We start from the raw sequence: 12,567 nt of genomic DNA on the forward strand, positions 1-12,567 counted from the left end.
ACGACGCGCCCCCTCCGATTCATGACATTCCGCCCGGCTTTTACAAGACACGTTGCGCCGCATTCGACGAGCTGCATTTGAATCACGTCGTCACGCGATATCGCGACATCGACGACACCCAGCTTGCTCTAAAACTCACGTGCAAAAGAAAAACCCGCACGGCCTTACGCTGTGCGGGTTTTGATCTGGTCGGGGCGAGAGGATTTGAACCTCCGACCACCTGCACCCCATGCAGGTACGCTACCAGGCTGCGCTACGCCCCGAAAGCGTGAAAGTATAACAGACACTTTGATCAAATAGAACTGTCGAGATGCAAATTCCATTCGATGCAATGTCGCCACGAATCATGCACCGATGCATTCGTATTCGCTCATTGCTCACGCCTGCTTCATCGCCAGCATCACCAGCTTGTCGAAGATGCGATCGCCGAGCCACTTGCGCGCAAACATCGTCGGCCTCGCGAACCTGCCGGCGACGTAGCGCGTCCTCGGTCGACGGGCGCGCACCGCGCGAACGATCAGATCGACGATCACTTGCGGATCGGAACCGCGACCGTCCTGATAGAGCATCTTCGTCGCAGCGGCAACCGCTGCTGCCATCTTCGCGTACGGACCATTGCCCGAACGCTCGAGCATCGGCGCAAGCATCACGTCGCCGAACTCGGTGACGATCGCGCCCGGCTCGACGATCACGACGTCGATGCCGAACGGCTGCAGTTCGAGCCGCAGACAATCGGACCAGCCCTCGACCGCGTGCTTCGTCGCGTGATACCAGCTACCGAGCGGCGAATAAATCTTGCCGCCCATCGACGAGATATTGATGATGCGCCCCGCGCGCTTCGCACGCATCGACGGCAGCACGAGCTGCGTCAGCCGCGCCATGCCGAACAGGTTGACTTCGAACTGGTAGCGCGCGTCGTCGATCCTCGTCTCTTCCATCGCGCCGAACATTCCGAATCCGGCGTTGTTGATCAACACGTCGGCGCCGTCCGTCTCTCGCTCGATTCGCTCGACGGCCGCCCGCAAGTCCGCTTCGCGCGTGACGTCCATCTTCAGTACGGTTGCGCCGAGCGCGACCAGATCGGCCATCTGCTCGACCCGGCGAGCCGCCGCATAGACAGTCATCCCCTCGGCGAGCAACGCCTTTGCGAGCGCCTTGCCCATCCCCGACGAAGCGCCCGTCACGAGCGCGACCCTTTTGCCAGATGCGTGCATTGTCATGCGAACTCTCCGATCGATCGAGACGAGCAACAGGACGATCGTAGCGCCTCGCCGATCGATCCGCGCAAGTCAAGTGCGCCATTGTAGAAACTGATCACACGGACTACGCAGTTGCCGACGACGGAGCCGGCAGGTGTCTCGCCCGGCCCGCGCCGCGACGGGTCGCCGAGTGCGCATCGCCCGTTTCCGCCGCGATCCGAGTGCTCGAACGTCGATCGCATCGCGTGCCCGCCCAGTGAACGGCACGCGATCCGGACGTCGCAGACAGCGGCGCCGTTCCGCCCCAATCCCGCGCCTGCCGAGCGTTTGCCGCTGCGCACACGATCCGCCAGATAGCCGGGTACCCCTAAAACGACCGCTTCTCGGCGAACTCGCGCGTCGCTTCTCGCCAACCGCACCGTCATGCGCGCATCATGCGAACGTCATACGAGCGTTTGATTCATATCATCGTCATTGCGCCCTTCCCGCTGCAACGCGCCTCCTTGCAGCGCAGCACGACGCGCCGATGTTTGGTGCGGCCCCTCTAGCGAGGCTATGCCACACTGCGCCAAACCATCGGCGCCAGCCAACGCGCACGCTCGCGCGCCAGTCACGACAAAGATAGGGAGACATCAACGATGCGGACACCGGTCCAGCGCGTCCATCGCACGCCATTTCACCGCGCGCCTGGCGCATGGCGCGCCCTACGCACCGCCGTTTCGGCTTCGCGCTGGTTCCTGCGCTCGTGCGCAGGAACGGCGGTCACGCTCGCCATCCTGAGTGCGGGATGCGCGGAATCGACGCCGAAGACCGGCAGCGACGCCGCCGCCTCGACGACGATCGAACGCACGAAGGCCGACCGCCTCGCGCGCGAGCAGCAGATTGCGCGGACCGTGCCGGCGCTCGCGTCGATCAAGCTCACGCAGCGGCGCCCGCTTACGCTGCGCGACTCGGGGCAGAACGGCACGCTCGCGTTCCTGCGCGAAGTCGACTTCCGTATCGTCGGCGACCTCGGCTTCCTCGTTCATGAGCTATCAGCGACGCTCGTGCCGACGCATCCCGGCGCGCCCGCCGTCTTCGACGACCCGACGAGCTTCGACATCGCCGTGCACCACGGCACCGTGACGCTCGACGACACGAAACTCAACGCGCTCTTCGGCGGCTACATCTTCGGCTACCACAACGCGCCGCTGCGGCACGTGCGCGTGACGGCGGGCGACGGCGTCCTCGACATCCACGGCGATATGCAGCGCGACGGCTGGGTGCCCTTCTCGCTGAAGGGCAAGCTGGAGGTTCGCGACGGCTCGACGCTCGTCTTCCGTCCAGTCGACGTGCACGTATCGGGCATCGATGCGGGCCCCGTGATGCGGGCCGCGAAAGTGCAGGTGTCGGATCTGCTGAAGATCGACACGCCGATCGTGCGGCTGAACGGCAACGATCTCGTGCTGAATGTCGACAAGCTGCTGCCGCCCCCTCATCTGAAGATCAACATCGTCGCACTGAAGTTGACGTCCGCCGGTCTCGACCTCGTGCTCGACGACGGCACGAAGGCGGGCTTCACGATGCCCGAGAACGCGCCGAAGCGCGCGATGTATCTGCGCGGCGGCGACGTGAAGTTCATGCGCACGATGCCGATGAACGCGGACATCGTGATCCATCCGCCGCGCGAGTCCGCGCCGGATGACGCGTTCGTGTTCGACATGTATCACTATCGCGACCAGCTCGTCGCCGGCTATTTCAACTTCGAGCCGAGCGGCGCGCTGTCGATTCTGATGCCGTCATATTCGCAGGTCGCGCGCCCCGCCGCGCCGGGCGTCGGCAGCGCGTCCGCGCGAATGAACAACAGCCTGATTGCGGCGCAGCAGTCGAGCCTGAACGAAGCACGCCGCGAGTGGGAGGCGTTTGCGATCGCGCCGAACGACGGCGCGCCGCAGTCCGACTTCCGCAAGGTGGCCATGAAGCACGGCGGCGACGTGACGGCGTTCGGCCCGCGCCACATATCGAACGGCACGACGACGATCCACCTGCACAACGCGGACTTCTACATCGCCGGCAACATCGGCTTTCGCGTCGACGATCTCGTCGTTCAGCTCGTCGCGAAGCACGCGGGCGAGCCCGTCGACCTCGACGATCCGAATCAGTACGACATCCGCATCCTGAGCGGCTCGGTGCTCGCGCCGTGGGACGCGATGTCTGATCTCTTCAACCGGCATCTGCTCGACTATTCGCCGCGCTCGCTGAACGACCTGAAGCTGAGCGCCGACGGCAACCAGCTGCATGTGCAGGGCGGCCTCAAACTGTGGAACCAGGTGCCGCCCGGCGTCTGGCTGCCGGCCGACATGAAAGGCACACTGACGCTGCTCGACGAACGCCATCTCGCGTTCACGCCGACGAAGGTGTCGGTGCTCGGCGTGCCGCAGGCAAAGCTGCTTCGCGCGCTCGGCATCGAGCTGTCGTCGCTCGCATCGCTCAAGCGCCGCGGCGCCGAGCTGCGCGGCAATGCGATCGTGCTCGACCAGTACACGGTGTTCCCACCGCCCATGCTGATCGGCCGCATGTCGCAAGCGACGGTCGAGCCGGACGGTCTGCGCCTGACGTTCCGCTCGGCATCGAACGCGCCCGTGTCGCGGCCGCCCGCAAACGTGCCGAAGAGCTACCTGTGGCTCGAAAGCGGCGACACGAAGATGTTCAACGTGCTCGTGCTGAACATGCGCATTCTTGTTCAAGACACGACGAAGCAGCGGGTGCGTTTCGATCTCTACGACTACCGCGACGTGGTCGCGCGCGGCTCGGTGCGGATGGTGCACGACGGCACGCTGTACGTCGACGTCGGCAAGAAGGACCCGCTCGCGCCGTGATCCGCGCCGTGCGCGCAGCACGGCCGCCGCGGCGGAAGGCACAACCCCCCAAAAAAACCCGTGCGAACCAGCGTTCGCACGGGCTTTTTTCGTTTTTCGACCGTGTGCCCTCGGAAAGCGCGCGGCTCGGCGCGGCCCGGAGCTCTGCGTTCAGCGACGCTTGAGGCCGTCGATCACGTCGAGAAGCGCCCCGCGCAACTGCGCGACATCCACCGTCTCGCTCGACACCGCCTCCTCTGCGCGCGGTTCGAGCTCATCGGCCGTCGGAGGCGCGCCCCGCTCGCTGCCGACCGCGTCGAGCCGGTTGCGAGCGCCGTTGATCGTGAACCCCTGCTCGTACAGCAGCTCGCGAATCCGCCGGATCAGCAGCACCTCGTGGTGCTGGTAGTAACGGCGGTTCCCTCGCCGTTTCACCGGGCGCAGCTGCGTGAACTCCTGTTCCCAATACCGCAGCACATGAGGCTTCACACCGCACAATTCGCTCACTTCCCCGATCGTGAAGTAGCGCTTCGCGGGGATCGGGGGCAACACGACTTTCTCAACCGTCGACGTCATCGTCAGTTAACCGTCGGTAAGGGGCGCGGGCGCCGCGCGCAGGGGCGAAGCGCCGGTTTAACGCACGAGATCCGATTCGGCGCCGTTTTCGACGAGCGCCTTCAGCTTCTGGCTCGCGTGGAATGTCACGACACGGCGCGCGGCGATCGGAATCGCCTCGCCCGTCTTCGGATTGCGCCCCGGCCGCTGCGGCTTGTCGCGCAGCTGGAAATTGCCGAAGCCCGACAACTTCACGCTCTCGCCGTTTTCGAGGGCATCGCGAATCACCTCGAAAAACGCCTCGACCATGTCCTTCGCCTCGCGCTTGTTGAGGCCGACGCTGTCGAACAGCAGCTCGGCCAACTCGGCCTTCGTCAGCGTCGGCGTATCGCCGACGGACGGCGACGCCGGAACGTCGCGGGACATGGCGCTGCGTTGCGCCGTCAGGAGGGCTTCAAATTCACTCGAGTTCATGTCGTTCATATCTGCAAAACTAGCGCGTCAACCTTGGACAAAAACACTGACGAAAGCGGCGGTTTCCGCCACTTTCGCGCCCTATCCGCGCAAACGCGCGCCATAGACTCGAGCCATGCGGTCCACGAGGGTCTGAATCGCTTGCTCGACCATCTCATCCTGCAGGGTTCCGGCCGGGTCCTGCAGCGTGACGCGGAACGCAAGGCTTTTCTCGTGGGCTGACAGCCCACTGGAAGTATTTGATTTTGCACGAAATTCGTCGAAGAGCGCAACTTTCTGGACGAACTTGCATGCGTCTTCCGCGAGCGCCTTCTTCATTTCGTCGAAAAGCGCCTGCACTTCGACCTTCTGATCGACGACGACCGCGATGTCGCGACGCACCGGCGGGAACTTCGACACCTCTGACGGCGTCGGCAGCGCTCGCGCGACGAGCGCGTCCGCGTCGATCTCGAACATCACGGGCGCATGCGGCAGTTCGTACTTCTGCATCAGGCGAGGATGCAACTCGCCGATCCAGCCGACCGCGCGGCCGTCGACTTCGATCTGCGCGCTGCGGCCCGGATGCAGCGCCGGATGCTCGGCCTTCACGAAACGCGCGACGACGGGCGCGAGCAGCGCCTCGAGATCGCCCTTCACGTCGAAGTAGTCGACCTGGCGCGTCGCCGCGCCCCATTGCTCTTCGACGACCGGGCCGTACGCGAGCGCGCCGACGCGCTTCGGCTGCGCATAGCCCTCGACCGCGAGCTCGCCCGCCTTCACCGACGGATCGGCGATGAACACGCGGCCCGTCTCGAACACGCGCACGCGATCGGCGCGGCGGTTCAGGTTGTGGCGCAGCACGCCGGCGAGGCTGCCGAACAGCGTCGTGCGCATCACCGACAACTGGCTCGCGATCGGGTTCAGCAGACGCACCGGATTGTCGTTGCCGGCGAAGTCGCGCTCCCACTCGGCATCGACGAAGCTGAAGTTGACCGTTTCCGCGTAGTCGCGCGCGGCGAGCGCGTGACGAATCGCGTGGATCGAGCGGCGCGTCTCGTCGGTCGCGCGCATCTCGCTCGTCGCGACGGGCGGACGGGCGGGAATCTTCTCGAAGCCATAGATCCGGGCGACTTCCTCGATCAGGTCCTCTTCGATCTCGATGTCGAATCGGTGCGGCGGCGGCGTCACGCTGAACACGTCGCCGTCGCGCTCGAATGCGAGGCCGAGACGCGTGAAGATCCGTGCGACTTCGTCCTCGCCGATCTCGACGCCGATGATCCGGTTTGCGCGCGACGCGCGCATCGCCACCGGCGCGCGCTGCGGCAGGTTTGCGATCTGGTCGTCGACGGGGCCCGCCTGGCCGCCGCAGATGTCGAGGATCAGTTGCGTGATCCGCTCGACGTGCTCGACGGTCGTCGAGTAATCGACGCCGCGCTCGAAGCGGTGCGCCGCATCGGTCGAGAAGTTGTACTTGCGCGCGCGGCCGCGGATGCTGTCCGGCCACCAGAACGCCGCTTCGAGGTAGATGTTCGTCGTGTCGAGCGTCACGGCCGTGCTGTCGCCGCCCATGATGCCCGCGAGACTCTCGACTTGGGCGTCGTCGGCGATCACGCCGACCGTCTCGTCGAGCTCGACCGTGCCGCCGTTCAGGAGCTTCAGCGATTCGCCGCGCCGGCCCCAGCGGACGTCGATGCCGCCGTGGATCTTGTCGAGATCGAACACGTGCGACGGACGGCCCAGTTCGAACATCACGTAGTTCGAGATGTCGACGAGCGCCGACACGCTGCGCTGGCCCGCGCGCTCGAGGCGCTCGACCATCCATTGCGGCGTCTTCGCGCGCGCGTTCACCCCGCGAATCACGCGGCCGGAGAAGCGGCCGCACAGATCCGGCGCGGAGATCTTGACGGGCAGCGTCTCGGCCAGTTCGGTGAGGACCGGGCGGATGTCGGGCGCCGTGAGCGGCGCCCCCGTGATCGCGGCCGTCTCGCGCGCGATGCCGAACACGGACAGGCAGTCCGCCTTGTTCGGCGTCAGCTTGATTTCGAAGACCGTGTCGTCGAGGCTCAGCGTATCCCGGATGTCCTGCCCGACGAGCGTGTCCTCGGGCAGGATCATGAGGCCGCTGTGGTCGTCGGACAGCTTCAGCTCGCGCGCCGAGCAGAGCATCCCCTGACTCTCGACGCCGCGCAGCTTCGACAGCTTGATCGCAAACGGCGCGGCGCCTTCTTCGACCGGCGGCAGCTTCGCGCCGACGAGCGCGACCGGCACCTTGATGCCCGGCGCGACGTTCGGCGCGCCGCAGACGATCTGGAGCGTCGCGCCCGTGCCGGCGTCGACCTGGCAGACGTTGAGCTTGTCGGCATCCGGATGCTTGACCACATCGAGCACGCGGCCCACGACGATCTTCTCGGTCGGCGGCGCAGCCGGGCGCAGCGACTCGACCTCGAGCCCCGCCATCGTCAGCGCATGCGACAGCTCGTCCGTCGTCAGTTGCGGATCGACAAAGGTTCTCAACCAGGATTCAGGGAATTGCATGGATATCCACGTTCGAAACAGTTAGATCGAGGCCCGGCGCGCCGCCTCGGTAGGCCGGCCGGGCGCGGAGCGAGACGGTCGCGCCGTTACGCGAACTGCCGCAGGAAGCGCAGGTCGTTCTCGAAGAAGAGACGCAGATCCTGCACGCCGTAGCGCAGCATCGTCAGCCGCTCGAGGCCGCTGCCAAACGCGAAGCCGATATAGCGCTCGGGGTCGAGGCCCATGTTGCGGATCACCGTCGGATGCACCTGGCCGGAGCCGGAGATCTCGAGCCATTTGCCCGCGTTCTTGCCGTGCTCGAACATCATGTCGATCTCGGCCGACGGCTCGGTAAACGGGAAGTACGACGGACGGAAGCGCACGAGGATGTCGTCGCGCTCGAAGAATTTCTTCAGGAAATCGGTGTAGACGCCCTTCAGGTCGGCAAAGCTGACGTTCTCGTCGATCCACAGGCCTTCGACCTGGTTGAACATCGGCGAGTGCGTCGCGTCGCTGTCGACGCGGTACGTGCGGCCGGGGGCGATCACCTTGACGGGCGGCCGGTTCATCCGCGCGTAGCGGACCTGCATCGGGCTCGTGTGCGTGCGCAACAGCAGCGGACGACCGTCGGCATCCTTGCCGTCGACGTAGAACGTGTCCTGCATCGAGCGCGCCGGATGGTTCTCCGGGCTGTTCAATGCGGTGAAGTTGTACCAATCGGTTTCGATCTCGGGGCCGTCGGCCACGTCGAAACCGATCGACCGGAAAATCTGTTCGACGCGCTCCCACGTGCGCATCACCGGATGCAGGCTGCCCGTGCCCGTGCCGCGGCCCGGCAGCGTGACGTCGATCGCCTCGGCGGCGAGGCGCTGGTTCAGGAGCGCGTCGGCGAGCGCCTGGCGGCGCGCATTGAGCGCGGCTTCGACCTGCTGCTTCGCGACATTGATGCGCGCGCCTTCCGTCTTGCGCGTTTCGGGATCGAGCTTGCCGAGGCCCTTCAGCAGCTCGGTCAGCGCGCCCGACTTACCGAGAAACCGCGCCTTCTCGTTCTCGAGCGTGGTGATATCCGCAGCCCCTTCGAACGACTGCTGCGCGTCGGCGACAATCTGGTCCAGATCCATTGATCCCATCACTTCCAACGTCAGTTGTGCTCGTCGAGCGAAACGCCCGACCCAACAAAAAAGGGGCTCGGAAGAGCCCCGTTTTCGCTGCAGCGGCCGCGACTACCGGAACATCGCTGCAACTCACCACGCAGTGCTAATTTCGCAATTAGGCTGCAACGGCGGCCTTCACCTGCTTCACGATCGCGGCAAAAGCAGCCTTGTCGAACACCGCCATGTCGGCCAGCACCTTGCGGTCGAGTTCGATCGACGCCTTCTTCAGGCCGTTGATGAACACGCTGTAGGTCATGTCGTGCTGACGCACTGCCGCGTTGATACGCGTGATCCACAGTGCGCGGAACACACGCTTCTTGTTACGGCGGTCGCGGTACGCATACTGGCCTGCGCGCATCACCGCCTGCTTGGCGATGCGGTAGACGTTGTTGCGGCGGCCGCGATAACCCTTGGCCAGGTTGATGATCTTCTTGTGACGGGCCCGTGCGGTTACCCCACGTTTGACTCGAGGCATGATTCTCTCCTGTGAGTATCGGTTGAGGGGTTACGCGAACGGAAGCATCGCGCGGACGGAGTTCAGATCGGAATCGTGAACTGCCGTGGCGCCGCGCAGGTGACGCTTGTTCTTCGTGGTTTTCTTGGTCAGGATGTGGCGCTTGAAGGCTTGACCGCGCTTGACGGTACCGCCCGGACGCACCACGAAGCGCTTTGCAGCGCTCTTCTTGGTCTTCATCTTAGGCATGACGAACAACTCCAGTTTATTTGATGGAGGTGGGTGTGCGGTTGGCTCGCGCCCTCAACCCGCCCTTCGGAACCCAGTCCACTTGTGTACGGCGCGACGCTTGCGCGACCACCGTTGTTTCAGGCGCGCCGCCCTGACCGGGCGACGCGCCGAACTACTTCACCGAACCGCCGCGCGCCTGCGCGGCATGCTCGTTACTTCTTCTTTTTCGGCGAGAGCACCATGATCATCTGGCGCCCTTCCATCTTCGGCATCTGCTCGACCTGGCCGACTTCGTCGAGGTCGGTACGCAAACGCTCGAGCATTCGCATGCCGATTTCCTGGTGAGCCATTTCCCGGCCGCGGAAACGCAACGTGATCTTCGTCTTGTCGCCTTCCTCGAGGAAGCGCACCAGGTTGCGCAGCTTGACGTTGTAATCGCCGTCATCGGTCCCCGGGCGGAACTTCACTTCCTTGACCTGGATGACCTTTTGCTTGAGCTTCGCCTCGTGCTGCTTCTTGGCTTCCTGGTACTTGAACTTGCCGTAATCCATCAGACGGCAAACCGGCGGAGCCGCTTGCGGCGCGATCTCCACCAGGTCAACATCCAGTTCTTCCGATTTACGGAAAGCCTCGACGAGTTTCACGATGCCGATGGGCTCGCCATCGACCCCGACCAGACGCACTTCCGGTGCAGTAATTTCACCGTTGATGCGATGCGACGACTTATCAGTAGCGATGTTACGTTTCCTCTAAAAATTAAAAAAACGAGCCGCGCTGCCAGGGCGGTTACTTGAACGCCTGGATGTCCTCACGCAGACGCTCAACGAAGGCTTCGACGGGCATGACACCCAGATCGACGCCGCCACGGGCACGCACGGCTACCGTTTGTGCTTCACGCTCTTTATCGCCTACGACGAGCAAGTAGGGAACTTTTTCGAGCGTGTGCTCGCGTATTTTATAGCTAATTTTCTCGTTGCGCAAATCGGCTGACACCCTAAGCCCTTGTTTTTGCAACGATTGAGCAACAGTCTGCGCATATTCCACCTGACTTTCGGCGATATTCAGCACAACTGCGTGGACGGGCGCGAGCCAGGCGGGCATCGCACCGGCGTGGTGCTCGATCAGAATCCCGAGGAAGCGCTCCATCGAGCCGACGATCGCCCTGTGCAGCATTACCGGCCGGCGGCGGCTATTGTCCTCGGCGACGTACTCGGCACCGAGCCGCTCCGGCAGCATCATGTCGAGCTGCAGCGTGCCGCACTGCCACGAGCGGCCGAGCGCATCCTTGATGTGGTACTCGATCTTCGGGCCGTAGAACGCGCCCTCGCCCGGCAACTCCTCCCACTCCACGCCGCACGCCTTCAGCGCCTTGCGCAGGCCATCCTCGGCGTGATCCCACGTCTCATCCGAACCCATCCGCTGCTCCGGGCGCAGCGACAGCTTGATGTCGATGCGGTCGAAGCCGAAATCCTCGTAGACGCTCATCGCGAGCTTGTTGAACGCGATCGCCTCGGAGTTGATCTGCTCTTCCGTGCAGAAGATGTGCGCGTCGTCTTGCACGAAGCCGCGCACACGCATCAGGCCGTGCAACGCGCCCGACGCCTCGTTGCGGTGGCACGAGCCGAATTCCGCGTAGCGCAGCGGCAGATCGCGATACGAGCGCAAGCCGTGCTTGAATACCTGCACGTGGCCCGGGCAGTTCATCGGCTTGACCGCGTAGTCGCGCTTCTCCGACTCGGTCGTGAACATGTTCTCGCGATAGTTCTGCCAGTGGCCGGACGCCTCCCACAACGAGCGGTCCATGATCATCGGCGTCTTGATCTCGAGGTAGCCGGCCGCGTCGAGACGGCGGCGCATGTACTGCTCGACCTGCTGCCATAGCGTCCAGCCCTTCGGGTGCCAGAACACCATGCCGGGCGACTCTTCCTGGATGTGGAACAGATCGAGCTGCTTGCCGAGCTTGCGGTGGTCGCGCTTTTCCGCTTCTTCGAGCATGTGCAGGTACGCGTCCTGGTCTTCCTTCTTCGTCCAGGCAGTGCCGTAGATGCGCTGAAGCTGCTCGTTCTTCGAGTCGCCGCGCCAGTACGCGCCCGCGACCTTCATCAGCTTGAAGACCTTCAGCTTGCCCGTCGACGGCACGTGCGGGCCGCGGCACAGGTCGGTGAAGCCGCCGTGCGCGTACAGCTTGATCTCGTCGCTCGCGGGAATCGATTCGATGATCTCGGCCTTGTACTTCTCGCCGATGCTGCGGAAGTACGAAACCGCCTCATCGCGCGACACGACGCGGCGCGTGACGGGCTCGTCTTTCTTCGCGAGCTCCTGCATGCGCTTTTCGATCTTCTCGAGATCTTCGGGCGTGAAGGGACGGTGGTACGAAAAGTCGTAATAGAAGCCGTTGTCGATCACGGGCCCGATCGTCACCTGCGCGTCCGGATACAGCTCCTTCACAGCGTACGCGAGCAAATGGGCAGTCGAGTGACGGATGATGTCGAGGCCGTCGGCATCCTTGTCCGTGACGATCGCGAGCGACACGTCGCGATCGATCAGCGTGGACGTATCGACGAGCTCGCCGTCGAGCTTGCCGCCGAGCGCGGCCTTCGCAAGACCAGGGCCGATCGACGCCGCCACTTCGGCGACCGTCACCGGATGCTCGTATTGGCGAACCGAGCCGTCGGGCAAGCGTATCGAAACCATATAGCAATCTCCGTGATGCCGTCAGTGAGCGGCAGACTAACAGCGCGCGAACCGGCAGCAAAAGCGCGCGACAAAAAAAATGCGGCCCCGCTTTCGAGGGGCCGCATTCCGATGCTTCAAAACCACAAGGCGAAAACGTTCCTCGACTAGCGTCGCTCCGAATAGGTTTCGGTCAACGTTCGCGGTGTCATAACCGTATTCGCCTTTTGCGTAGAATTTCCTACTGCCGCCGAAGCCCGGCGAACCGAGCTCCAGCCAATGTCGTTGGTAGGCTCGATTGGATTCGAACCAACGACCCCCACCATGTCAAGGTGGTGCTCTAACCAACTGAGCTACGAGCCTGAAGAAGCTGAAATTATATGGAGCTCTTTTCGTCTTGACAAGTGTTTTCGTGCATTTTGTCGCGAGCAAATGAATTGTCCGGGTCTGTAGCACGTAATCTGTCCGGTTTTTGGGTGCGGCATGAAGCCAGCCGT

Annotated in this window: 10 protein-coding genes and 2 tRNA genes; 1 reads left to right on the plus strand and 11 read right to left on the minus strand. The window is 63.8% G+C overall.

Going from position 1 to position 12,567, the window contains the following annotated elements; all coding sequences use genetic code 11:
• Positions 1-186: 186 nt before the first annotated feature.
• Together WS69_RS04305 and WS69_RS04310 are read right to left on the minus strand one after the other, a co-directional pair.
• Positions 187-263: transfer RNA gene (locus WS69_RS04305), tRNA-Pro, on the minus strand.
• Positions 264-377: 114 nt separating this feature from the next.
• On the minus strand, positions 378-1,220 hold the full coding sequence (locus WS69_RS04310) for an oxidoreductase (RefSeq protein WP_082715932.1): 843 nt from the start codon (positions 1,218-1,220) through the stop codon (positions 378-380).
• A 716-nt stretch (positions 1,221-1,936) separates the two neighbouring features.
• On the opposite strand from WS69_RS04310, the gene WS69_RS04315 reads away from it, so the two are divergent.
• Positions 1,937-4,057: a hypothetical protein gene (locus WS69_RS04315; protein ID WP_059469583.1), complete on the plus strand. Its 2,121-nt coding sequence runs from the start codon at positions 1,937-1,939 to the stop codon at positions 4,055-4,057.
• 150 nt (positions 4,058-4,207) lie between these two features.
• Here WS69_RS04315 and WS69_RS04320 read toward each other — a convergent pair whose 3' ends face one another.
• From WS69_RS04320 to WS69_RS04360, 9 genes are all read right to left on the minus strand, one after another.
• Complete coding sequence (locus tag WS69_RS04320) at positions 4,208-4,612, minus strand: MerR family transcriptional regulator (RefSeq protein WP_059469573.1); 405 nt, start codon at positions 4,610-4,612, stop codon at positions 4,208-4,210.
• A gap of 57 nt (positions 4,613-4,669) precedes the next feature.
• Entirely contained in the window at positions 4,670-5,074 is a 405-nt protein-coding gene (locus WS69_RS04325) for an integration host factor subunit alpha (protein ID WP_059469574.1), read from the minus strand.
• A 72-nt stretch (positions 5,075-5,146) separates the two neighbouring features.
• The gene (gene pheT, locus WS69_RS04330; protein WP_059469575.1) at positions 5,147-7,579 is read right to left on the minus strand and encodes a phenylalanine--tRNA ligase subunit beta; all 2,433 of its coding nucleotides are present in this window, start codon (positions 7,577-7,579) and stop codon (positions 5,147-5,149) included.
• 86 nt (positions 7,580-7,665) lie between these two features.
• Positions 7,666-8,679 carry a phenylalanine--tRNA ligase subunit alpha gene (gene pheS, locus WS69_RS04335; RefSeq protein ID WP_059469576.1) on the minus strand — a complete coding sequence of 338 codons (1,014 nt, stop codon included), beginning with the start codon at positions 8,677-8,679 and terminating at the stop codon, positions 7,666-7,668.
• A gap of 148 nt (positions 8,680-8,827) precedes the next feature.
• Positions 8,828-9,187: a 50S ribosomal protein L20 gene (gene rplT / locus WS69_RS04340; protein WP_004192938.1), complete on the minus strand. Its 360-nt coding sequence runs from the start codon at positions 9,185-9,187 to the stop codon at positions 8,828-8,830.
• A 30-nt stretch (positions 9,188-9,217) separates the two neighbouring features.
• Complete coding sequence (rpmI, locus tag WS69_RS04345; RefSeq protein ID WP_004191477.1) at positions 9,218-9,415, minus strand: 50S ribosomal protein L35; 198 nt, start codon at positions 9,413-9,415, stop codon at positions 9,218-9,220.
• 194 nt (positions 9,416-9,609) lie between these two features.
• Positions 9,610-10,134 carry a translation initiation factor IF-3 gene (gene infC, locus WS69_RS04350; protein ID WP_082715934.1) on the minus strand — a complete coding sequence of 175 codons (525 nt, stop codon included), beginning with the start codon at positions 10,132-10,134 and terminating at the stop codon, positions 9,610-9,612.
• A gap of 49 nt (positions 10,135-10,183) precedes the next feature.
• Positions 10,184-12,091, minus strand: coding sequence for a threonine--tRNA ligase (gene thrS, locus WS69_RS04355; protein ID WP_059469578.1), 1,908 nt, complete (start codon positions 12,089-12,091; stop codon positions 10,184-10,186).
• Between the two features lie 265 nt (positions 12,092-12,356).
• Positions 12,357-12,433: transfer RNA gene (locus WS69_RS04360), tRNA-Val, on the minus strand.
• Positions 12,434-12,567 lie beyond the last annotated feature (134 nt).

The organism is Burkholderia sp. BDU5, assembly GCF_001522845.1.
In the GTDB taxonomy this organism is placed as follows: domain Bacteria; phylum Pseudomonadota; class Gammaproteobacteria; order Burkholderiales; family Burkholderiaceae; genus Burkholderia; species Burkholderia mayonis.

What these genes read in the sequence shown, in the direction of transcription:
- WS69_RS04325 (WP_059469574.1), bottom strand. Translation starts at nt 5,074, where the DNA reads ATGAACGACATGAACTCGAGTGAATTTGAAGCCCTCCTGACGGCGCAA.
- WS69_RS04320 (WP_059469573.1), bottom strand. Translation starts at nt 4,612, where the DNA reads ATGACGTCGACGGTTGAGAAAGTCGTGTTGCCCCCGATCCCCGCGAAG.
- thrS (WP_059469578.1), bottom strand. Translation starts at nt 12,091, where the DNA reads ATGGTTTCGATACGCTTGCCCGACGGCTCGGTTCGCCAATACGAGCAT.
- pheT (WP_059469575.1), bottom strand. Translation starts at nt 7,579, where the DNA reads ATGCAATTCCCTGAATCCTGGTTGAGAACCTTTGTCGATCCGCAACTG.
- pheS (WP_059469576.1), bottom strand. Translation starts at nt 8,679, where the DNA reads ATGGATCTGGACCAGATTGTCGCCGACGCGCAGCAGTCGTTCGAAGGG.
- rplT (WP_004192938.1), bottom strand. Translation starts at nt 9,187, where the DNA reads ATGCCTCGAGTCAAACGTGGGGTAACCGCACGGGCCCGTCACAAGAAG.
- WS69_RS04310 (WP_082715932.1), bottom strand. Translation starts at nt 1,220, where the DNA reads ATGACAATGCACGCATCTGGCAAAAGGGTCGCGCTCGTGACGGGCGCT.
- rpmI (WP_004191477.1), bottom strand. Translation starts at nt 9,415, where the DNA reads ATGCCTAAGATGAAGACCAAGAAGAGCGCTGCAAAGCGCTTCGTGGTG.